This is a genomic window from Peterkaempfera podocarpi (assembly GCF_042466665.1).
Lineage (GTDB): Bacteria > Actinomycetota > Actinomycetes > Streptomycetales > Streptomycetaceae > Peterkaempfera > Peterkaempfera podocarpi.
Window position 1 is genome coordinate 8,247,496 of sequence record NZ_CP162102.1, and the last position, 23,302, is coordinate 8,270,797.

Below are 23,302 nucleotides of genomic sequence, written 5' to 3' on the forward strand. Positions count from 1 at the left end.
GGATCCTCGCGAGCTTGGATTAGGTTCAGTGGGCGTGTATGGAACCCCAGTTGAAGTTCTGTCCGTATCCGGTGCCGGAGCCGCCGGTGTAGACCTGGCTGGTGGCGTAGTAGGTGGCCTTGACGTCGGCGTTGCTGTTGTGCGAGGTCAGGCCGTCGCCCCAGATGCTCCAGATGACCCAGGGACTGGCCGTGAGCGCGTTGGTGCCGGTGGAGGTGAGCGGGACCAGGTAGGTCTCCGCGAGCATGCGGGGCTTCGCGTAGTCGGCCAGGGCTGTGTAGTAGATGTTGGTGTAGTTGGGGTTCTCCAGGGTGGAGCCCGTGCCGTAGCGGACGTTGTAGTCGTCGACGCCGACGATGTCGACGTAGGCCGCGCCGGGGTAGTAGTCCCAAGGCACGTCGCTGCCGTTGGGGGTCCAGGCGTTGGGCGACCACACGAAGATCAGGTTGTGCAGGCCGCGGGTGTTGACCAGGTAGTTGTACATGATGGCCCACAGCTGCTTGTAGCTGGCCGCAGTCTTGCCTCCCCACCAGAACCAGTTGCCGTTCATCTCGTGGTACGGGCGGAACAGCACGGGGACGTCGTAGAGGGCGAAGTAGGACAGCTTGTCCGCGAGGAACGCCAGATCGGCAAGGAGCGCCTGGTACAGCGCGGTATTGGACTGCCAGTCCACCACACTGTCGAACCAGCTCTGGGTGGTGGTGACCTTGACGGTGCTGAAGTCCTTGGTGGTGGAGCCGGGCATGGGCTGGTGGAAGCAGGCGCCGACGATACCGGCGGCGGAGCCGCCGTTGGCCACAAAGGCGGAGCTGCCGCCGGCAAAGCCCGCGGAACTGCTGCCGTCGACGTTCGTGGCGCTGCCGTCGTAGTTGTATGTGCCGTCGGAGCTGCGGGGGAAGCCCTTCCAGACACCGAAGCCGAGGTCGACCACGTCGTCGGCGTACTGCCACTGCTTCTGGGCACTGGGCAGGCCGCGGCCGTTGTCGTAGCTGCGGCTGTTGAAGATGCCCCAGCCGTTGGTGCTGTTCACGCCGGGGCCGAAATCGATCTCGACGAAGCCGGGGAGGCGGCCGGTGATGGCCTTGACCTTGTTGTAGTGGTAGCCGACGTAGGTGGTGCCGCCGGTGTCGCCGTAGTCGGGGTTGTAGAGCTCGTTCTGGCCCTCGATGTGCTGCCCCGCGATGGTCATGGGGGACGAGCCGCTGCGGGCGGCGTTCTCCATGCCGACGAGTTTGGCGTACAGGCTCTGGGCGTTGCGCGACGCGTTGGGGTCGCGTGCGGTCAGCGTGGGGCTGATCGTGGCGGCCTGGGCGCGGGCGGTGGAGGGCAGGGCGAGGGCTGCCCCGAGACCGGCGGTGGCGGCAATGAACGTGCGGCGTTGCACAGGGGTCCTCCTGGGTTTGACGAGTGGTCTGGCCGGCATGGTCGAGCAGGCCGGCGGTCCGCTTCCCGGCAGCGCAGTGATCATTTCTTGAATCCGGGCCAGGGTCCACCGCGAGTGTGGTGACCAACCGGACTGCAGCTCGGACATCGTGGTGCCGGCGGCAGGGGCCGACGAGTCGGCCACCGCCGAGCGTTCAGCGGGTCAAGTCCGCGGTTCGGGGAAGTACACATCGGCACGACGAGCCGACGAGTGGAGAGAGACGATCCAGACCACTCGGAGGGTGCCGGCAGGGACACTGTTAGCCTGTTCCGCATGGTCGGCAAGGACCCCGGGCTGCGGATATCCGGCTTGCAGGTGCCAAGCGGTCCGCAGCGCGCTCTCATCATCGCGAGCTTCGTCAGCCGGGTGGGCAACGGGCTGTTCAACACCGCCGCGGTGCTCTACTTCACGCTGGTTGTGCACCTGCCCGCCGCAGAAGTCGGTGTCGGCCTCACGATCGCCGGGCTGACCGGGCTGCTCGCCGGGATCCCGGCCGGGAATCTGGCCGACCGATACGGGCCGCGCACGGTCTGGCTGACGACCCTCGCGATGCAGGCCGCGACGATGGCCGCCTTCGTCGTCATCCACAGCTGGGTCGCGTTCACGCTGATCGCCACCCTGGACCGGCTGGCAGCGACGGCGAGTGGCGCCGCAGGCGGAGCGCTCATCGCCCGTGCCAGCGGCGAACGCCCGGCCGCATTCCGGGCGAGACTTCGCACGTTCGTCAACCTCGGCGTGGTCCTGGGCACCCTCGGCGCAGCTTTCGCCCTCTCGGCCAACACCCGTCCGGCATACACAGTGCTCATCCTCGCCAACGCGGCCAGCTTCGCCTGCGCCGCCCTGATCGTCCTCGCCGGGGTCCCGAACTACCAGCCCCTGCCCCGGCCCGAGGAGCACCACCGCTGGGCCGTCCTGTCCGACCGGCCTTTCGTGTCCTTCGTTGCGCTCTACGGCGCAATGGGCCTGCAGTACCAGACGGTCTCCCTACTGCTGCCGATCTGGCTGTCCGCCCACACCAACGCGCCCCGCTGGACCGTGGCGGCGGTCTACGCGGTCAACAGCGGGGTATGCGTGCTGCTCCAGAGCAGGATCGGCTCCCGCGTGGAAACGCCACGCCAGGGAGGCCGGGCGTTCCGCCTCGCCGGGCTGCTCTTCCTGGTCAGTTGCCCCTTGATGGCGCTGACCGCGGACGTTCCGGTCTGGACTGCGCCAGGGCTCGCCGTTCTCGCCGTCAGCGTGCACAGTCTCGGAGAGGTATGGGAGTCCTCGGCCGGGTTCGCGCTCGGCTTCGGTCTCGCCCCCGATCATGCCCAAGGGCAGTACCAGGGCCTCTTCGGCATCGGCTTCGACGCCGGACAGGCCCTGGCCCCGGTGATCCTCACGACAGCGGTCCTTGGACTCGGACATGCAGGCTGGCTGCTGCTCGGCGCGTTCTTCGCGGCCGTGGGGGCGGCAGGCCCGCCGGTGGCGGCATGGGCGGAGCGCACCGCGGCGCGCGCCTCATACGGTCGGCCCAACGAGGCCCGCTGTTCGGCACCGCCTGGTTTCCGCGAGTCTCAGACTTCATAGCGGTCACGGAGAACGTCGCCCTGCTCGGCCCGTCAGGCACCGGCAAGGAGCACATCGCGCGTATGTTCCTGCGAACCTGCGCAGGCATCGCCGAAACATCACAGGTCAGGCCTGCGCCGTCCGGTGCCGTCATCTCGGCATGCCGATGACGCAACGGTCTGCTGCCGGACACCTCCTTGAGTCAGCCTGCGGGATCAGACGGCGTCAACGCAGGAGGGCCTCGGCCCGGTCTCTCAGAGGACCGAGGATGACGGGCAGCCGTCCCGGGACGCATTGACGGACGAAGTCCGCGAGCTCGAGAGCCACCAGAGCGAAGCAGTGCGCCAGTACACCTGGGCCGGCCACCTGCTCGCCGGCCAGCCGTGTCAGTTCCCAGCCCGCTGGATCGACATCGTCGACGGTCAGCAGCGTGGCGTAGTCGTACGCGCGGGTACCACTGCCGAACGCTTCGATGTCGATGACCGCAACCACTCGCTCGGAACGGAACAAGGTGTTCTGCAGCCGAAAGTCGCCGTGCACGAGGTCTCCGGTCGGCAGCTCGACCTGCCCGAAGGAAGTGAAGAGCGCGTCGATGGAGGCGACGAACCCGGCCCCCTGGGCGCTTGAGCCGGCCATGGCCTTCCGTGCGTGATCCCATCCGCCGGCCAGTTGGTCACGTGTGTACTTCGACCAGCAGTGCTGGGGATCGATGTCCAGGCCACGCTGCTGCTCCAGCACGGGGATGAGCCGTTCGGCGACCTCGACGGTGAGGCGGCGGGGTGAGCTTCCCGGCACGTACTGCTGGATGTGGTAGGGGAGACCGAGCTCGGCTACTCCGGTGGCGAGCCAGGCAGGAGTGGGATAACCGGCTGCTCGGGCCCGCTCCACCGCGTGGCCGGCCCGCAGGATCAGTGGCGCCGAAGTCCGGTGGGGAGACCATTTGAGGATGGCGGCTGCGTCATCGTTCCTGCCGTTGCGAAGGAGCCAGGTCCCGGACTGGAAGCCGCCGCTCAACGGCTTCGCCAAGTGATAGGTGGTGCCGTGCGTGCGGTTGGCGTCGGCCAGTACGAGGCGCGCGACCTCCGGGTCGGTGCGCTCAGGAGTGAGGGACTGCTCAGGGGTGTCGTGGGAAGGCATCAGAGACTGATCTCCAGGCATGTGAAAGACGTCGCCGTCGATTACGGCGCTGGTTCATGCGCTACGGGAGGCATACGCCTGGGGATCAAGCCACGAGGGGACGCTACCAAGGGGCACCGTCGCAGCGCGACCGCATTAGCCCTGAGCTGCGCTGTCCGCCTGGGGATCGCGACCTCCAAGGAACTGCACCGCGCCGGGCAGCCGATCACGAAGACGTGGATGAACTGGGCCTGGGTATCCAGCGTGTCGTCAGTCGGGCGGATCTGATGGACACTCAAGTGGCTTTGCATGGAGCGACGCTGCGGCAGGTCGATGTGGTCGACACCTCAGATTCTGCTCAACCCGTACATGGGCCGGCGCAGGACCGGGCAAGGTGTGGACACGGTGGCCTCCAAGGCCGCAAGTACCGCGTGAGGAGCCCCAGTGAACGGTCTCGGTGCGGCTGTTGCCGCCTTCTTCCGAAGGGCGTCCAACCCGCGGAGACGCCGCGGCGAATGGCATGACCCTAAGGCGGCCGAGCAGTTTGCGCAGAGCCGCTATCTGCCCTTGGCCGACCACTACCGCCCCACGCCCGGCTCCCCGCCTCCTTCCGGAGGCCTGGGTTGACCGACCTGGAAGGCCCGCCCTGCGGTCCTCGGAGGTGCCGGTGGCGATGACCACGGCCCGGGAGACGATCTGGCGGTTCACCCGTGCTGTGCAGTAGGTGGCGTCGAGGTAGATGCAGCGGGACTTTTGGAACCACACAGGCGCCCGGGAACTCACATTCAGTCATGTTCGTTCCTGGGTTGTGTCGAGACGGGGAGATGGAAGGCTGGGCTTTGGGACGGAAGGCCCGCGAAGGGTCCCAGAGGGTGGGACGGGGGCTCTCCACACCGAAGTGCGTGGGGATCCGACCCGCCCGACGCTGATTCTGCTGCACGGCGGCGGTGCGGCATCGCGCACCTGGAAACACCAGTTCTCCGGCTTGGCCGACCGATTCCACCTCGTCGCCCCGGACCTGCCGGGCTTCGGGCGTTCGCCGGGAGCGGTGAGCATCGGCGGGTCAGCTGCGGCCGTTGGGACACTCGTCGACCGCTACGCGCCAGTGCATCTGTGTGGCTTCTCGATGGGCGCGTTCGTCGCCGCGCGCCTCGCCGCAGAGCGCCCCGAGGCGATCACACGCCTGGTCCTGTGCGCGGCCGACATCAAGCCGGCCGACTCCGAGCGGCGTCAGATGAGGTTCTTCCGGTCGCGGCGCGGATGGTGGTTCATGAAGGCGGTCTCCGACCTGCCGGCCAGGTCCGCGCTGTTGGAGATGGTCAACGAGGTCGAACGTGTCGATCTGACCGATGTCCTGCCGCACATTCAGGCACCGACCCTGGTGCTCTGTGGACGGCGTGACCGCGCATGCCTGGCCGACGTACGGCCGATAGCCGATCTCCTGCCGAACGCTACGGCCGTGGTCGTCCCGCATACCGGCCACATGCTACCGGTCACCCGGGCAAAGGCGTTCAATGCCATTGTGAGTGGGTTCCTTGCCGGGACCGGGGAATTCGACGACCCGCGTGGGAGCATGTCTCAGTAACGGGCAACCCTGCGAAACTCTGTCGCCCGATTCAGGGGTGCTATGGGCGGGGCTTGCGGCGGGGTCGGGGTGTAAGGCCGAAGTCGGCGAAGCGGGTGCGGCCTGTGGTGCCGGTGGGTTGCTCGGGCGGCGTCACATGGGCGAGACCGGTCTTTGCCCGACCTCGGCAGCGGCTGGATGGCGTCCCGCTGGTTGGTGTAGCGGATCAAGGTCGAGGTGCGCGCGAGCTTGCTTCCGGGGCGCGCATCCGCGAGGGGCTTGTGCTCCCTGCGCATGAGGCAGCGGTCCGGGCCCAGGTCGACACCGTGGCCGACCTCCTCGGCCGGCTCCTGCGGGTGCTACCGCCCGGATCACCTGCAGAGCCCGCCGCCTCCAGCTGTGGAACGCCGCGACCTGGCCCCGGCGTCACGAACTGACTGCCGCGTTCAGCCACCTGACGGCGCTACTCCGACCAGCCCTCTGACCGACGAAGTCGTCCCCCGGCCACGTACGACCTGAGGACCCAGGAGCACCCGGCCATCGTGCCGGGCCCTCGGTATGCCCAACCTCCCACGGCAGCCCCACGAGCCCCGGCGCAGGCACCACCCCAGATCAGCCGACACAAGCCAAAGCGTGAAGGCTAGGCGGCAAGACATCCGATGAATGTATCCCCATCGGCAACCCAGATGCCCTGACATCGTGCGTTGGCGAGCATGGTGCCCAACGCCTCTGCTGCCTCGGATGTGCAGGTGCGGAGAGCCGGTGCGCGAACTCTTGACAGGGCACACAGACAGGCCGAGGATTCAGCAAACATCGGATGTCAGTGCACGGATAGTCAGGAGGGTGCAGGCGACTGTCCAGCCTGCCGAGGGCACCCCCTCAGGCGCAGGTAAGTCGTTCAGCAGACGCAATCCCGTTCATCCTTGGACACCCGGGCCCCAGGACACTGGAGCGCCCTTGATGCACATGCGCGCTGCCCGGCCCCCACGGCACCTCGCCCGGGCACGTTGCTGAACCACCCTCCGCTCACTCAGATGCAGCCCATCCGCACAAGGGGAGGACCCACCCGTGTCACCACGAAGTTCGATCACGCGGAGACTGCTGCGCCGCGTCGGCCCGGTCGCAGCAGCCCTCGGTCTGGTGCTGGCGGCACCCGTAGTCCAGTCCGCCGCCGCTGCGCCCACCGTGACGCTCTACGCCTCGCCGTCCGGGGCCGGTTCGACCTGCTCCGCCTCGTCCCCGTGTTCTCTGTCCGGCGCCCAGAGCGCGGTTCGCACCCGACTCGCCGCACACCGTTCGGCGGACGTCAGCGTGCTGCTGGCCGACGGTGTGTACCGCTTGTCGAAGACCTGGTCCCTCGGCCCGGAGGACTCCGGCACGCCGGGCCACCCCGTGGTGTGGAAGTCCGCGCCGGGGGCCCATCCGGTGATCTCGGGGGCCTCGCGGGTCACCGGATGGACGCAGCTCGGATCGAGCGGGGTGTGGTCCGCTCCGGTACCCAGCACCAGCAACAGCCGCCAGCTGTACATCGACGGCCGTGAGGCCCCGATAGCGCAGGCGGCCCCCGCGAGCTTGGGATTCCGGGGCTCGTGGACCGGCTCGTCGACGGGTTACACGATCTCCGGCGACCAGGCGGCGATGGCGTGGTTCGGCTCGCTGACCGCAAGCCAGGTGGCGGGAGTCGAGTTCGACTACCCCGGTGGCAACGGGCCGTGGACCGAGTCGAGGTGCCGGGTCGCGAGCTTCTCCGCGGCGGCCGGAACACTGACGATGAGCCAGCCGTGCTGGACCGATGTGACCGCCCGGGCGTCCTTCGCGCAAGGCAGCGGTGGGCTGCCGTCCATGCCGACCAACAGGATGCCCGCGCTCATCGAGAACGCGCAGACCCTGCTCGGTTCCGGGCAGTGGTTCCTGGACGGCGCCGGCGGCACGCTGTACTACAAGCCCTCCGCGGACCAGCAGATGTCCGCCCTCGACGTGGAACTGCCGCACCTGGAGTCACTGGTCCAGGGCGCCGGTACGCTCACCACGCCCGTGCACGACATCACCTTCAGCGGTCTTCAGTTCTCGTTCGCCACCTGGAACGCCCCCTCCACGAACTCCGGGTTCGCCGACGTGCAGAGCAATCTGCGGATGACCGGCGCGAACAACCAGGGCATGTGCACATTCTCCACTCCCGCGGGAAGCTGCCCGTGGGGATCGCTGACCCAGCCCCTGGCGAACGTCGCGTTCTCCGCCTCCAAGAACATCACGCTCACCGGCAACCGGTTCGCCGAACTCGGCGGCGCCGGACTGAGCGTGATGTACGGAGCAACCGACACCCTCATTCAGGGCAACGAGTTCACCGACATCGCCTCCACCGCGATCCTCCTCGGCTGCACCTACGACCCGCTGCCGACCGACCCGTCCGAAGCCGCGGGGATCACGCAGAACTGCGCCCCCAACGCGACGGCGGCCGGTGGCGCGACGAAGGACCGTCCCGGACGGTCCCGTGGTCATGACCGCGACCTTCGCCACCGAGCAGACGCTCGCAAGGCGGCTGACCGGTCCAAGCCGGCCGCGGACCCCGCTGCGATCGGGACCAACGAAATCCTGACCGGTACCACCGTGGCGGACAACATCATCCATCACATCGGTACCGACTACTCCTCGGCCAGCGGCATCACCCTGCTGTTCTCCCAGCACACAACCATCACCCGGAACAACCTGTACGACCTGCCCTACACCGGCATCACAGCCGGAGTCGTCCAGGGACACGTCGACCAGGCGACCACCCCGCAGAACAGCACGAACATCAACAGCTCCAACACCATCAGCAACAACATCCTCCATGACTACCTGTCGGTCCGGAGCGACGGCGGCGCCATCTACGTCGAGGGACACCAGGCGCAGTACGTGTACCAGGCGGACGGGACGACGATCGACCCGGTGCAGACCTTGGCCGAGGGCCTCCAGGTCACCGGCAACATCGCCTACGACGGCCCGACGACCAACTTCACCTACTACGACGACGCCGGCTCGGAATGGGTCAACTGGCAGGGGAACGTCGCCTTCGGCGCCGGCGGCAGCGCACAGGGCGGCTGCAGCCCGACGGGCCACCTCTGGATCACCGGCAACTACGTCTCCGCCGGCATCCAGTCCTACCCCTGCGCCCAGCCCGTCGACACGCACGCAAGCGGGAACACGACCATCCCGGCAACCCCCAAGCCGACCGACATCCCCACCGCCCTGCTGAGCGCTGCGGGCACGGGCTCCGGATCCTTCACGCCGGTCCTCTCCGTTGCTCCGAGCCTCTTCTATGTGTCGCCCGCCGCCAACGCGACGCAGGTCCTCGTCGCCGGCGAGGGCTTCAACTCGGCAACGCCGGTCTACATCGGCACCACCAAGGTCGACAATGTGACCCTCCTGTCCAGCGGGTTCATGCTCGTCCCGGTTCCGGCCGGCACCACGGCCGGGCAGATCTCCGTCACTCCGCAGATCCCTGGATCGATCCGGCTCAACGACGACGACAGCAGGATCGCCTACAGCGGCTTCGCGTCCGCGGGCGGCCGCTCGTACGGCGACTACCTGAAGGACGTCCACTACGCGACCGACAACGGGTCGACCGCGTCGCTCACCTTCACCGGGACCAAAGTCACGGTGTACGGCGAGCAGTACACCGACCAGGGTGACATCGGCATCAGCATCGACGGTGGACCGCAGCAGGTCGTCAGCACACTGCCCAGCGACGGCGTCCGGCACGCGAATGCCGCGGTGTACACCTCCGGCCTGCTCTCCTCGGGCACGCACACCATCGTGGTGACCAAGCTGTCCGGTCAGTACAGCACCCTTGACGGTTTCATGGTGTGAGGGCGAGCGAACCGGCCATGGCGCAGCACTGACTGACAGAACTCGCTGCCCCCCACGACTGTGCCTGGCACCCCCTCCACGGGGGGTGCCAGGCACAGCTGCGTCTGCGGCCTGCACTGCGACGGACCGGCCCGGCGGTCCGGGTCGTGTGCCGGGGGTGCAGGCGTCAGGCGTTCAGGCGTCCTTGGCCGTCTGCTCTCCCTGCGGTCCCTCCTGGTCGGCCAGCAGCGCGTCGAGGACGTTCAGGGCGCGCCAGGTCCGGGTCATCCCGAACGGTGCGGTGGCGCGGATGGCGGCGCGGACCTCGTCGGGTGTCGCTCCAGCGCCCAGCGCACGGCCGACGTGGGCACGGAAGCTCTCCTGGAGGGTCTGGTAGAGGACGTCCACCGTCATGGTGGCGAACGCCCGCTCTCGGACGCTGATCCGGGACATGCCGGCGCGCATTCGGGACTGCAGGTCCATGTAGTCCGCGAAGCCCGGATCGAGGGCATTCACCTCAGCGCGCATCGCCGCGGGGAGGGGGCTGCCCGTGCCGTCCGCGTTCACCTGGTGGCCCTGGCCTGTCGGCCCGGGCAGGCCGTGCTTGCGTTCGACCTCGGCAAGCTGCTCCAGGGCGGCCAGCGCGGCCGGGTAGCCGCTGTCGTAGGAGATGAAACGGAGCAGCTCGCGCAGGTCATCGGCGTCGAGGCCGTTGTCCAGGGCGGCCCGCACATGCAGTTCGAACGGCATCCCGAGGATCTGCTCGCAGACGTCTGCAACGAGGTTGAGCAGAGTGATCTCACGAGACGTCAGCTGGGTTTCTGACTGGGTGAGCTGGAAGGTCGCGGCGGCCATTTCCGCGAACACAGGGTCGAGTTCCTTGACTGTGGTCCGGGTCGGCAGCGTCATGGTGATCCCCCTCAAGTGACGGTCTGTAGGGCTACGACTGTAGTCCTACAGATGACCCAACACAATGGCTGCCCGTGAACGCGACCACATCGGCCCGAACGGCCGTCCGACCTGAGCCGGCTCTGGTGAAGTGAGGGCCCCGCCGTAGGGTGGGGCCCTTCATGAGTGGGACTCGTGAGCGAGGCGGCCACTGGCAGTGCACGCGTGCGTGCTGTGTCCCGCGTCCCCAGGCCGCAGGCCCCGGGCCCCAGGACGAGGTTCGCCCCGAGGTTCCTGCATGCCGCCATGAAGCCCTCGTAGGGGGCTCCGGGTGCACGCCCCGACGTGCCTGCCGTTGATGCAGTTCACGTCCGCGATGCGGCCCTCGTCATGGGCTGAGTCCGGGCTGGGCTTGCCGCCGACGAGCTCGCTGATGGTGAACGGGTTGTGCAGCCATTCCGGGGCGGTACGGGCGCACCGTGCTTGAGTGCTCTGCCCGACCTGTGGGTTCGTCAGGTCAGGTGGCCGGCAGGGTGTATGGGCCCGTACGACAACCGGTCCGGTCCCGGACGGCGTGAGGGCGGTGACTGCCTCGGCGCGGTGCGGGGCCCGGTGGGGATCTCCTTCCGGTGGCCGTCCTCCACGGCGACGAAGGCGGTCGCGATCAGGCGTGGTGGATCGGCCGGCGTGACACAGATCTTGGGATGCCTCGCCGTGCGCAACAGGCCTCCTGAACTGTATCGATATGACACACGAATCATGTGATGAGTCGGAGCGTATTCGACATGGCTTCGCGGATCGGTTTTCACTGGTTCGGCAAGCACAGGCCGGGGCCTCTCGTCGACCATCGCACTCCGTCGGGGTCGGCGCGTGAAACTCTCGCGTCTGTCGCGCACCACTGGGCAGCCGTGGGGCCTGGCAAGGGCCGTTCCAAAGTCCTGATCGTGGCGTGAAGTTGCAGGTGGTGGGGGTATGACGGCTGTGTCTCTGTCGACGGCCCAGCAGGTCGCCAAGCTCCTCGGTGTCAGCGTGCCGGCCGGTGTGGTGCTCGCAGGGATCGCCCTGCCCGCCGTCGGCGCACTCGGCTTGTCCGCGAAGGGCAGCCCCAAGGGCCCGCCGGGGCGACGGTGATGGGCGCCACCGGCGGCGCCACCACCGCAGCGACCATGGCGAGATCGGCTACACGCTCAGGCCGGACCCCCTGCCTGCCGTCGCTGCGGCAGGCGTCGTCGGAGGGACGGTGAACGTCACCGGGTTCGGGAGCTGTACCGTCCCGCTCGGCCTCTTCGCCGTGGCGGAGACGGCATCCTGTTCGCGTGCCGCGGCAACCACTGGAGGCGGAACTGAATGCACCCCGTCACTCCGACCGAACCCTCAGAACTGACCGCCGGCCGCGCGCGCCCGATCTGGCGGCACCGTGACTTCCTCATGCTGTGGGGCGGTCAGACGGTCAGCGAGATGGGCTCACAGGTCACCGTCCTCGCCCTGCCACTGGTCGCGGTGGTACTGCTGAACGCCTCCGCGTTCCAGGTCGGCTTGCTGTCCGCGGCCCAGACCAGCGCGTATCTGGTGGTGGCCCTGCCGGCCGGGGTGATCGTCGACCGCGTCGCCAAGCGGCGCTTGATGATCGGGTGCGATCTGGCGCTGTGCCTGGTGATCGGCTCGGTGCCCCTGGCACACGCGGCGGGTGTTCTGACTCTCGCTCAGCTCTATGTCGTCGCCCTGGTCGCCAGCGTCTTCGCTGTGTTCTTCTCTGTGGCCTACCAGAGCTATCTGCCGAGGCTGCTCGGTCCCGCACTGCTGATGGACGGCAACGGCAAGCTCGCCGCCTCCCGGTCGGTCGCGCAGGTCGCGGGGCCGAGTCTCGGCTCGGGGCTGGTGACGCTGGTCGGCGCCGCGGGGTCGATGGCCGTGGACACCGTCTCCTTCACCCTGTCGGCAGCCGCTCTGACGGCCATCCGAACCCGCGAACCGGGCCGAGCCCGGTTGGACGGCGAGCCACGGCCGCGACTGTGGCAGCAGCTCCACGAGGGCCTCGCCTACGTCAACCGTGACCCCATCCTGCGCAACTCGGTGGCCTTCAACGGCACGGCGAACTTCTTCGTCATCATGGTCGAGACCCTCGGCCCGATATTCCTGATCCGCACGCTGCATCTGCGCCCCTCGCTCGTCGGGCTGCTGCTCGCACTCGGGGCGGTCGGCGGGGTCGCCGGCGGCTTGGCGGCCCGGCATCTGGCCCGGCGGATCGGCTCGGCGCGGATCAGCTGGATCGCCATGACCGTGCTGTCGCTCCCCGGCCTGCTGATCCCGCTCGCCGGACGCGGCTGGTGGGTGCTGCTGTTCGGAGCCGGTTGGATCTCGTGGACCTTCGCCTCGACCGTCGCCGGAGTCTCTCTGATCAGTTACCGTCAGGCAGGCTGCCCACCGGACATGCTCGGCCGGGTCAGCGCCGCAGCCCGCTGGATCAACTGGGGCACACTGCCACTGGGCGGCCTGACCGGTGGCGCCCTTGCGGCAACGCTCGGCGTCCGGACCACTCTGTGGATCGCCGTCGTCGGCGGCTGCAGCGCAGGGTTGTGGCTCTACTTCTCTCCGCTGCGCGGCATGCGGGACATCCCCCTGGGTAGCCCCGACGCCGTCGGCAGCGGAGGGTGAACACCAGTGGAACGATCGCAACACCCGTCCTGAAGGTCGTTGATCTCACGTGGGGCCGGCAGCCGCGGGCCTGGCGCTCCCCGCGCGGCCTCACACAGAACCTTTCAAGGCCGGGATCGCGGATGGGAGACGGTGTCGTGGCCCTCATCGAGCTCTTACGTGGTTTCCGAGCCACCGCCTGCAACCCCACTGGCCGGTAGGGAAGTCGGGGCAGCGCGGGAGGGGGCCGGCGCCTTGGTCGGGATGACGGCCGGAGGCCTGGCAGGCCACCTCGCCCATCAGATCTTCAGCGTCGGTTCAGTCCGGGGGAATGCCGACTCGCCCGAGGCCCGGAATGATGCAGCCCATCGCCCGCGTCCGGTTCTCGAACGCCACGACGCAGCGGCGTTCTCCCGCTCCTGAAGCACGGCTCGTACACTCTCGGCGGCGGCAGCACGTGCAGGCGCCGCCGCCGAGTGCGCGACAGTGACTGACCGTCTCAGCGTGCGCCTGGCCATGCGTCGTGGCTCGTTGTGTCCTGGGTCCCCCACAGTTCCTCGATCGCGGCGCGTGCCACCTTGCCGATGACGGTGTCGGCACGCGGCAGCTTACGGTCGGCTCGGGCGGCGTGCGTGAACACGACGGCGGTGTAGGTGCTGCCGTCGGCGAGTTCGACGACTCCTGCCTCGTGCCGCATCGCGCCGAAGGTTCCGGTCTTTCCGGACACCTTTACGTCGTCATGGGGAAATCCGGAGGCGAGCCGGTGCCCCCACACCTCCCGTCCCATGACGTCGCGCATGAACGCACAGCCCTCGGCGGAGGCGGCCTGGTCGGTCCAGATCGCGTGCAGCAGTCGTGCCATGTCCGCGGGTGTGCTGGAGGCCTTCGAGAGGGGGTTGTAGACGCCGGTGGGGATGGTGGCGTCGTTGTCCGCGATGTGGGTCAGAGCATCGTCCAGCGACTGTGCTTCGGTGTCGGCGACCAGCTGCGCCAGAGTTCCCGCCGTCCCCGCCAGGATGTGCGTGTCGGGCATGCCGAGATCGCGGCAGAGCCCGTCGACCGCGGCGCCACCGACGTGACGCAGCACGGTGTCGCCGGCCGTGTTGTCGGAGATGGTCATCATGAGGGTGACCAGGTCGCGCAGCGACACGGAGACCGGGTCGTGCAGGATCGAGATGCCGGTGGTGCCGGGGACGTGGTCCGCGCGTTCCAGGGCCACCCGTCGGCGTGGGTCGATCGCTCCGGCGTCCACGAGCCGGCAGAACGCGGCCATCACAGGCACCTTGTAGAGGGATCCCACCGGCACCGGTATGTCGTCCGCATCGATCGTCACCTGCGCCGACGGCCGGTGCACGTCTGCCACATGGAGCCAGCCGCGGACCCCGGCATCCGCGAACATGCCGCGAATGATCCGTTCCACCCCGCTCCTCGATCCTCCCACCTGACTCACTGCGCCGCCTTCCGCGTGAGGGTCTCCATCAACAGCCGGGCAGCCTCAGCGGCTTCCCGCGCGCCCAAGCCGCGGTCATCCCAGACCACCCGTAGGCGCAGAGGCAGGGCCGGGTCGGTCGCTTCCCGCCGTTCGACGCCCGCACCGGTCAGGGTGTGGTCGGCGGTGACCAGTACGGTCTGGCCCGCCGCCACGAGAGCCAGCCCGGCGCGCTCGTCCGGTACCACGACCGTCTCCACCCGCCGTCCGCGGCTGGCCAGCGCGTCGATGAACAGGTCGTAGGCCGCCGGCGACTCCTCCCGTGGACGCACCGCGAACGGCAGCTGCCGGGATCTTCCTGCCGTGTGGCCGGCCGGGGACAGGATCCAGGTCGGGAAGAGCGTGACCGGTCCGGCGGACAGTCCGTCCAGGACGGCCGGATGCACGGTCACCGCCACATCGAGTCTGCCTTTCGCGATCTGGGACAGCAGCGTGGCGGTCGGTTCCGTGGCCACGCCGATCCGGGACCCGACGCCCGCCCGGGCCGGTGCGGCGGCCAGATCCGCCACCAGCCACCTGGGCACCTCCGGGGCCAGGCCGAGTCGGATCCGGCGGCCGCCTGCCTGCTCACGGGCCCCGGCCGCCCGCAACTCCGTGAGAGAGGCGAGAGCCGCGCGGGCGTGGGGGAGCAGCAGTGCGCCCTCTTCAGTGAGGGCGACCCCTTGGCTGCGGTCGAACAACCGCACGCCGAGCAGCGCCTCCAGTCGGCGCAGGCCCTGCGACAGCGGCGGCTGGGTGATGCCCACGCGCTGTGCGGCCGCGCCGAAGTGCTCTTCCTCCGCCAGCGCGACAAAGATTTCCAGGTGCCTCTCCGTCAGCAACGACCCTCCTGAACTGCAGCTATATCGGATGTAAATCGTACGGTGAGTCAGAGCATATTCGACATGCCACGGGACCCGTTATTCACTCGTGAGGCGTGCACAGGCTGGGATCCCCCCGACCCCGCCGTCGCACCGAGCCGGGTGGGGGAGCACCTCGGGTACCGCTTCCCCCACCCGGTCGGCCGCGGGGACGGGTCGGGCGGATCCGGGTGCAGGTCATACGGGAGGCACCTGGCAAGGGTGTCGTGACCGGCACGTCATCACGGGAGGGAAGCAGGATGGACTCGACGGGGTACAGGCGCGGACGACGGCGCCCTTCGAGGGTGGCGGTGGCGGTGATCGCCGTTGCTGCGCTGGTGGTGGCAGGGCTCGGCGCCTACGCCGTCGTGAACGTTGCGCGCGGCATTTTTGGGAGCGGTTCCGGGGCGGTGAACAGCGGTGACGGGGCGCCGACGCCGCGCAACGCGGTCTCCCTCGCCAAGGGGTTTCTGAACTCCTGGGCCACGGGCCACCTCGACGACGCATCGCGCGACACGGACAGCCCGCAGACGTCCGCGCAGGCACTGCAGAGCTATCTCAAGGACCTCGGCGTGAGCTCACTGACGTTCACCCAGGTGTCGCAGGCCACCGCCAACGATCCGACCCACCCCGACGACGTCGTCGTCGACTACCACGCCGACGTACTGGTCGCCGCGGGGCACACCACCTGGTCCTACGACGGTTCGCTCGAGGTCCGCCGCTCCGACGGTGGACCCACGGTGCGCTGGCAGAACAGCGTGCTGTACCCGGGGCTCCGCAACAGCCAGAGGCTTGCCACAGCGGCGATCCCGGCCACTGAGGCCGCCCTGACCGCCGCGGACGGCACCCCGCTGAGCAGCTCCGCCTACCCTTCGCTGGCCAGGGTGATCGCCGGCCTCACCGCCAAGCACCCGCCCAAGGGCAGTCCCGGCACCGGCATCGAGATACAGAACGCCGACGGCACCCCGGCGCGCGTCCTGAAGACGATCACCCAGCCCAAGACGTCACCGCTGCGCACCACGATCGACGCCCGCCTTCAGGCCGCGGCCGAGCGAGCAGTGCGCGACCGCCACAACACGGGCAAGCCCACTGCGCTGGTGGCCATCGACCAGGCCACCGGCCATATCAAGGCGATCGCCGACACCTCCGGCACCATGGCGCTCTCCGGCGCCCTGGCCCCCGGCTCCACGATGAAGCTGATCACCGCCGCGGCACTGATCGACAGGGGCGGGCTGACGCCGTCCAGCCCGTCGACCTGCACGCGGACCGTGATGATCAACGGGCAGATCTTCCACAACGTCGACAACGAGTCCGCCACGGGCTCGAACATGACGCAGGACTTCGCCATGTCCTGCAACAGTGCCTTCATCCGGATGGCCGACCACCTCGGCATGACGGACCTGAAGGACGAGGCGGACGACGTCTTCGGGCTCGACGGCGACTGGCAGGTCGGAGTCGGCACCGTGGACGCCAAGATCCCCGACCCGGCGGACAACCGCAATGAGCGCGCCGGCGACGCGATCGGGCAGGGGCATATCATCGCCAACCCCCTGGCGATGGCCTCCGTCACGGCCACCATCGCCCAGGGAGCCTTCCACCAGCCGATCCTTCTCCCCGGCCTCCCGCAGACGGCGGCGGCGCGGCCGATCTCCGCGTCGACCGCCGCCGCGGTGCGCTCGATGATGCGGGTGACCGCGCAGTCCGGCACGGCCGCACCCCGGATGTCCGGCATCGACGGCGGCGCCAAGACCGGCACGGCAGAGGTCGGTACGGGCACCAACGGCTGGTTCGTCGCCTACGACCGCCACCTGGCCGTCGCGGCCGTCGTGCAGGGCGGGAGCAGCGGAGTGGACTCGGCCGGCTGGGCCGTACGCGATCTGCTGACCGCCGGCTGACCCGGCCGCAGGGGTGACGGCGGTTACGCGGACGGCAATCGGATGTGGCGGATGAGCTGAGGGTCGGAGGTGAGGTGCATGTCCGGGCAGCCGGGTATGTGGGGCCTGCACAGGTGCGGCCAGTGGCATCGGGCGCTGCTTGCCGGTCGGCCCGGACCCATGAGAAACACGATAAAGTTACTCTCGGTGTGCCGGGAAGCCTGGTCGGCTCGGGGGGCGACTGCAGCGACAGGCCGCAGCGACCCCGCTCGTCGTGGTGAGGTTTTTCGCAGATGCACGCTGTGGGGATCGTCCTCCTCCTGGTGGTCCTGGCCACCGCCGTGGCCACCTTCGCCCGGCGCTGGCGCGTGCCCGCTCCCTCACTGCTGGTCCTGGCCGGCCTCGGGGTGGCCCTGATACCCGGCGTGCCCGCGCTGCACATCCCACCACAGGCGATCGCACTGGTGGTGCTTCCCCCACTGCTGTACGCCTCCGCCGAGGAGCTGTCGCTGCGCGACCTGCGCACGGTCTGGAAGCCGGTGACGATCCTGGCCTTCGGGCTGGTTTTCGCCTCTGCGGCCGCGGTGGGTTACGCGGCGGTGGCGGTGACCGGACTGCCGCCCGCGATGGCGTTCGTTCTCGGTGCCGTACTCGCCTCCACCGACCCGGTGGCGGTCACCGCGCTCGGCCGCCGACTCGCGCTGCCGGGGCGGGTCCAGGTCCTGGTACAGGCGGAGAGCCTGTTCAACGACGCCACGTCGCTGGTGCTGTTCAAGGTCGCCGTCGGTGTCGCGGTGGCGGCGGGCGGCTCGGTGAGCCTGCTCGGGGCGGGCGGGGAGTTCCTGCTGCTCGGCGGTGGCGGCAGCCTGATCGGCGCCGCCGTGGCCGGGCTGGTGTGGCTGATCCGCCGCCGTACGACGGACCCGGTGCTGGAGACCGTGATCGCCCTGGTCACCCCGTACGCGGCGTATGTGGTGGCGGAGGCCGGGCACACTTCCGGCATCACCTCCGTCGTCGTCGCCGGAGTGCTGCTCGGCCGGACCGGCCACCACCTCACCGACGCCCATATCCGCCTGCAGTTGCACGCGGTGTACGCGGTGGTGGTGTTCATCCTGGAGAGCGTGGTGTTCAGCATCGTCGGACTGGAGCTGCCCGCGTTGGTGCGGGGCCTGCCCGCAGGCAGCGGCTGGTGGCCGTTGCAGGCCCTGGCCCTGGCCGCGGTGCTGATCGCCGTGCGGGTGCTGTCGACGCTGCCGGTGACCCGGGCGGTCAAGCCCTTCCCGGGTCAGATGTCCTGGCGAGTGGCCGGGGTGGTGACCTGGGCCGGTACCCGCGGTGTGATGCCGCTGGCCGCAGCCCTGTCGATCCCGCTCGTCGCGAGCGACGGCACCGCGCTGGCCGGGCGCCCGCTGGTGCTGGTGCTGACCACGGCGGTGGTGGTGTTCACCCTGGTCGTCCAGGGACTGAGCCTGGCCGCGGTGGTCAACCGCTCCGGCCTGGCACTGGAACCGGAGCACACCGCGCGCGAGGAGGCCGAGGCCCGCGACACCCTCAACCACGCCGCACTCACCCGCGTCGAAGAGCTCGCCACGCTGGAGGTCATGCCAGAGGCCGTGATCGACCGGGTCCGGCGCGGCCTCAGCGCCCGCCTCGACCACAGCGTCGACGGCCCGGCCGGCGGCACCGTCGACGCCGCCTACCGCGAGCTGCGCCACGAGGTGATCGCCGTGCAGAACGCCGAGCTGCACCGGCTCTACAACGAGCACCGGATCAGTGACGCCACCCGAAGGAGCCTCCAGCACGACCTCGACCGCGAGGAAGCCGCACTCGGTATGAGGTGAGCCCGCGCCCGTCGGCCCCGGCCCCGGCCCCGGCCCCGGCCCCGGCCCGGGCCCGGGCCCGGCCGATGGGCACGGCCGGGGTTTCAGGCGGCCTTACCGACCTTGTGCACGTGCGTGAACCCCCACCGGGAGCCTCGGTGCCGAGTCGGATGCGCCCTCCTGCCCAGGGGGCGTCGTCGCAGGTCACGAGCCGCTCAACCGTTCTGGGGCGGTACGGGCGCACTGTGCTGGAGCGCTCTGCCCGACCTGGTGGTCCGCCAGGTTGTGGGGAGCCGGCGGGGTGTATCGGCCCGCCTGACGGTCGGTCGAGTCCGGGGCGGAGCATCACCGCACCTTCGCAACCGGGTCCCGAGGTGCCCTCAGCAGGCCTCAGGAGCGCGTTTTTAAGTTAATTAGCAATTAATATTGACACGGTTGGGGGGCTCGGTCACAGTAACCGCCGTGGCACCGGCGCCCGGTACGACCGGAGTGAGGTGCCCGGTACCCCCAACTCTTGGGAGAACTGAGTGACTTCGCATCGTGCAGGGATGGCGCGACTGCGGCGGGCCGCAGTGACGCTCGGCGCCGTGGTGCTGGTCGGGTCGGTGGTCCCGGTGGCACACGCCGCCGACGACCAGGGCGCCCCGCCGTACCAGGACAGCGGCCTCGCCCCCACGCCGTACATGGGATGGAACACCTACTACGGGCTCGGAGCCCCTACCGAGGACCAGGTCAAGAAGGTCGCCGACTACCTCGTCAGCAGCGGGCTGCGCGACAGCGGCTACAACATCGTCTGGCTGGACGGCGGTTGGCAGGCCGATCAGCCGCGCGACCCGCAGACGGGCCAACTGGTGGCCAACCCCACCCGGTTCCCCTCCGGCATCCCCGCGCTGGTGAGCTATCTGCACCAGCGCGGCCTCAGGGCCGGCATCTACACCGACGCGGGCGAGTACGACGGTGGCACATGGTGCGGGCTCGGCAGCCGCGGCCACTACGAGCAGGACGCCCGCCAGTTCGCCGGGTGGAAGGTCGACGCCATCAAGGCGGACTTCCTCTGCGGTATCGGCGCCGGGCTCGACCCCGGCACGGCGTTCAAGGAGTTCAGCGACGCCGTCGCCAAGTCCGGCCGGAAGATGCTGCTCAACCTGTGCAACCCGCTCACCGACGACTGGGGCATGCCGCACACCCCCGAGCAGGACGCGCACAACACCTTCGTCTACGGGCCCGCCATCGCGGACTCCTGGCGCACCGGCACCGACATCGCCTGGGGCACCCCGACGGCGGGGGAGTGGCCGAACATCCTGCGCAACATGGACGCCAACGCCTGGCACCCCGAAGCCCAGGGCCCCGGGCACTGGAACGACCCGGACTACCTCATCCCCATGCGCAAGCTCGCCGAGGGCGGCTATGAGCTGAACGAGGAGGAGTCCACCACACAGTTGGTGATGTGGGCCGAGATGGCCTCGCCGCTGATGCTCGGCAGTGACCCGCGCACGCTGCCGCAGTCGATGATCGACACCCTGCGCAACCCCGAGATCGTCGGCGTCGACCAGGACCCGCTGGGTATCCAGGGCGTCCGCGTGGCGACCGACTCCGTCGGCGACGTCTACAGCAAGGTGCTCCAGGGGGCGGGCAGGCGGGCGGTCGTCCTGCTCAACCGCTCCGACCAGGCCCAGGACCGTACGGTCACCTTCGCCGACGCGGGCCTGACGGGCAAGGTCGAGGTGCGTGACCTGCGGGCCCGTACCTCGCGGGGCAGTTTCAGCGGCTCGTACACGGTGCACGTCCCCGCGCACGGCACCGCCTTCCTCAAGCTGACCGGCACCGACGACGCCCCGGGCGCACAGCTGCCCGGCCGTTCCTCGGCGAGCCCGGCGCTGGTGCGCGACGGCGACACCCTGACCGTCTTCACCCGCGGCACGGACGGGTCGCTGCGGGCGCAGACCGCGCGCGGGGGTGACTGGTCCAAGGCAGGGACCACCGATCTGGGCGGCCCGACCGGCGGTCGCATCCTCGGCCAGCCCGCTGCCTACGCCTCCGCCGGCGGCCGTATCGACGTCTTCGTGCGCGGCACCGAGGACACCGCCTATCGGCGGGTGTACGCAGACGGGCACTGGGGCCGCTGGCAGAGCCTGGGCGGCACGCTGACGGATGCGCCGACCGCGGCCTTTGCGGGCCCGGACGACTGGACGCTGGTCGCCCGCGGCGCGGACGGCAAGCTGTGGTCGCGCGGCCCGGCCTCCGGCTGGACCTCGCTGGGCGCCCCGCAGGACCGGCCGTTCACCGGCCGCCCGTCGGCTGTCGTCGACGACGCGGGCCGGCTGCATGTGGCCGTGCGCACCTCCGACGACTCGGTGTGGTCGCGGACCCGTGACGCCTCCGGTGCCTGGTCGGACTGGACGGCGCTCGGCGGCACGATCAGCGGCAGCCCCACCCTGGTCGCCTCCGGCGGCACGGTGCACCTGTATGCGCGTGCCGGTGACTACACGCTCTGGCAGCGCAGTTGGACCGCTGGCGGCGGCTGGGCCGGCTGGAGCAAGGACGCCGACTTCGTCAGCGGTGCCTTCGACGATGCTCTCGGCGGTGTCGCCGGCCCGGACGGGGGCGTGCTCGTCGCCTTCCGCGGGGTGGACGGCCGCGTCCACCAGGCCGCGCTCTGAGCCGGGCGTGATCCAGCCTCACCCCGCTCCACCCCGTTTCACCTGAGTCGACCCGTACGGCGACCTGTACGGCGACCTGTACGACGATCCGCACGACCCGGCGCCTTCCGGTGCCAACTGGTGTGCCCCGAGGCCTTGTTCAGCCCGGGGCACACCCTCCGCAAAATAAATTAGTAATTAATCTTGACGGCGAACGGACCTCTGCGACAGGCTGAGCCTGCCGCGCCCAGAGCCGGGCCGTCAGGGGGCCACAGCTCCGTTCCGTGGGCACATTAGGAGTGCACAGATGACCGCCTTCAACGCCAGCCGCCGCAGATTCCTCGTAGGAGCAGGCGCCGTCGGTACCAGCGCACTGCTCAGCAGCTGCGTCACCCAGAGCCCGGCTGCCTCCGGAGGAAAGTCCGGCGGCCCGGTGACCCTGCAGTCCAACCTCTCCTCCCCGCAGGCCAAGACCGCGATGCAGTCGATCGTCGCCGCCTTCGACAAGCGCGGGGGCGCCAAGGCGCAGCTCAACACGGTCGCGTCGGAGACCTTCCGCACCCAGCTGCCGACCTACCTCACCTCCGCCAACCCGCCGGACATCTACACCTGGTACCCCGGCTCGGTCGCCGAGTCCTACGCCAAGAAGGACCTGCTCCTCGGCCTGGACGACATCTGGGCCGGACCCGAACTCTCCGGCTACTCCGACGCCCTGAAGAAGCTGTGCACCTCGGCGTCCAGCGGCAAGAAGGTCTTTGTACCCACCAGCTACTACTGGTGGGGCATGTTCTACCGGAAGTCCAACTTCGCCAAGTGGGGCGTCCAGGAGCCCAAGTCCTGGGACGAGTCCTCGACCTGTGCGACAAGCTCAAGAGCAAGGGCGTCGCCCCGATCGGCCTCGGCGCAGGCGGCGACACCCCGTGGGTCGCCTCCGCCTGGTTCGACTACCTCAACATCCGCGTCAACGGCGCCGCCTACCACCGCGAACTTCTCGCGGGCAAGCACCGCTTCGACGACCCCGAGGTCCGCAAGGTCTTCGACACCTGGGAGCAGGCGCGTCCGTTCTTCGACCCCAACGGCACGGCGATCCCCTTCCAGGATGCCACCACCGCCCTCCTCCAGGGCCGCACCGGCATGATGCTCATCGGCACCTTCTTCGCCGACGCCGCGCCCAAGGACGCCCTGGGCGACCTGGACTTCTTCCAGTTCCCGATCATCGACGCCAAGGTGCCGGTCGCCGAGGAGGCGCCCACCGACGGCTACTTCGCCAGCGCCCGAACCAAGCGTGCCGACGAGGCCAAGGAACTGCTGCGCTACCTGGCCACCGCCGAGGCGCAGGAGCTCTACCTCAAGAGCTCCTCCGGCACCACGCTGCCCACCCACCCGGACGCCAAGGACAGCGGCACCCCGCTCGTCCTCAAGGGCCGCAAACTCATCGAGAGCGCCGCCGACGTCACCCAGTTCTTCAACCGGGACTCCAGCGACGCGCTCCAGCCGACCGCCGACACGGCGCTGGTGCACTACCTGGCCAAGCCCAAGGAGATCGGCTCCATCCTCACCACCTGGCAGCGCAGCGCACAGCAGATCTGGAGCCAGTAACCATGGCGTTGATCGGCTCTACACGTCGGTCCAGGGCCACG

13 protein-coding genes and 1 pseudogene are annotated in these 23,302 nt (G+C 69.4%); 9 read left to right on the forward strand and 5 right to left on the reverse strand.

Annotation, left to right across the window (positions count from 1 at the left end; translation table 11 throughout):
• Window positions 1-25 precede the first annotated feature (25 nt).
• On the reverse strand, window positions 26-1,384 hold the full coding sequence (locus AB0761_RS35995; RefSeq protein ID WP_377273479.1) for a glycoside hydrolase family 26 protein: 1,359 nt from the start codon (window positions 1,382-1,384) through the stop codon (window positions 26-28).
• Window positions 1,385-1,696: 312 nt separating this feature from the next.
• Between AB0761_RS35995 and AB0761_RS36000 the strand changes: the two genes are divergently transcribed.
• On the forward strand, window positions 1,697-2,992 hold the full coding sequence (locus AB0761_RS36000) for an MFS transporter (RefSeq protein WP_377273480.1): 1,296 nt from the start codon (window positions 1,697-1,699) through the stop codon (window positions 2,990-2,992).
• A 204-nt stretch (window positions 2,993-3,196) separates the two neighbouring features.
• Here AB0761_RS36000 and AB0761_RS36005 read toward each other — a convergent pair whose 3' ends face one another.
• Window positions 3,197-4,108 carry a phosphotransferase family protein gene (locus AB0761_RS36005; protein WP_377273481.1) on the reverse strand — a complete coding sequence of 304 codons (912 nt, stop codon included), beginning with the start codon at window positions 4,106-4,108 and terminating at the stop codon, window positions 3,197-3,199.
• Window positions 4,109-4,985: 877 nt separating this feature from the next.
• Between AB0761_RS36005 and AB0761_RS36010 the strand changes: the two genes are divergently transcribed.
• Together AB0761_RS36010 and AB0761_RS36015 are read left to right on the forward strand one after the other, a co-directional pair.
• Window positions 4,986-5,672, forward strand: coding sequence for an alpha/beta fold hydrolase (locus AB0761_RS36010; protein WP_377273482.1), 687 nt, complete (start codon window positions 4,986-4,988; stop codon window positions 5,670-5,672).
• A gap of 1,047 nt (window positions 5,673-6,719) precedes the next feature.
• The gene (locus AB0761_RS36015) at window positions 6,720-9,500 is read left to right on the forward strand and encodes a hypothetical protein (protein ID WP_377273483.1); all 2,781 of its coding nucleotides are present in this window, start codon (window positions 6,720-6,722) and stop codon (window positions 9,498-9,500) included.
• 174 nt (window positions 9,501-9,674) lie between these two features.
• Here AB0761_RS36015 and AB0761_RS36020 read toward each other — a convergent pair whose 3' ends face one another.
• The gene (locus AB0761_RS36020) at window positions 9,675-10,388 is read right to left on the reverse strand and encodes a carboxymuconolactone decarboxylase family protein (RefSeq protein ID WP_377273484.1); all 714 of its coding nucleotides are present in this window, start codon (window positions 10,386-10,388) and stop codon (window positions 9,675-9,677) included.
• A 951-nt stretch (window positions 10,389-11,339) separates the two neighbouring features.
• Between AB0761_RS36020 and AB0761_RS36025 the strand changes: the two genes are divergently transcribed.
• Both AB0761_RS36025 and AB0761_RS36030 read left to right on the forward strand, forming a co-directional pair.
• Complete coding sequence (locus AB0761_RS36025) at window positions 11,340-11,498, forward strand: hypothetical protein (protein WP_377273485.1); 159 nt, start codon at window positions 11,340-11,342, stop codon at window positions 11,496-11,498.
• A 216-nt stretch (window positions 11,499-11,714) separates the two neighbouring features.
• Window positions 11,715-13,022, forward strand: a complete 1,308-nt coding sequence (locus AB0761_RS36030; protein ID WP_377273486.1) for an MFS transporter — start codon at window positions 11,715-11,717, stop codon at window positions 13,020-13,022.
• 478 nt (window positions 13,023-13,500) lie between these two features.
• Here the strand turns inward: AB0761_RS36030 and AB0761_RS36035 are convergent, their stop codons facing one another.
• The gene (locus AB0761_RS36035; protein WP_377273487.1) at window positions 13,501-14,421 is read right to left on the reverse strand and encodes a serine hydrolase; all 921 of its coding nucleotides are present in this window, start codon (window positions 14,419-14,421) and stop codon (window positions 13,501-13,503) included.
• A 26-nt stretch (window positions 14,422-14,447) separates the two neighbouring features.
• Window positions 14,448-15,311: a LysR family transcriptional regulator gene (locus AB0761_RS36040; protein ID WP_377273488.1), complete on the reverse strand. Its 864-nt coding sequence runs from the start codon at window positions 15,309-15,311 to the stop codon at window positions 14,448-14,450.
• Window positions 15,312-15,646: 335 nt separating this feature from the next.
• Between AB0761_RS36040 and AB0761_RS36045 the strand changes: the two genes are divergently transcribed.
• From AB0761_RS36045 to AB0761_RS36060, 4 genes and pseudogenes are all read left to right on the forward strand, one after another.
• Window positions 15,647-17,224, forward strand: coding sequence for a penicillin-binding transpeptidase domain-containing protein (locus AB0761_RS36045; RefSeq protein ID WP_377273489.1), 1,578 nt, complete (start codon window positions 15,647-15,649; stop codon window positions 17,222-17,224).
• Window positions 17,225-17,496: 272 nt separating this feature from the next.
• A complete protein-coding gene (locus tag AB0761_RS36050) occupies window positions 17,497-19,044 on the forward strand; it encodes a Na+/H+ antiporter (protein ID WP_377273490.1) in 1,548 nt (515 codons plus the stop codon).
• A gap of 527 nt (window positions 19,045-19,571) precedes the next feature.
• Window positions 19,572-21,683 (forward strand): glycoside hydrolase family 27 protein, encoded by a 2,112-nt coding sequence (locus tag AB0761_RS36055; protein ID WP_377273491.1) that lies wholly within the window; start codon window positions 19,572-19,574, stop codon window positions 21,681-21,683.
• 286 nt (window positions 21,684-21,969) lie between these two features.
• Window positions 21,970-23,261, forward strand: a pseudogene (locus tag AB0761_RS36060) (ABC transporter substrate-binding protein).
• Window positions 23,262-23,302: the final 41 nt, after the last annotated feature.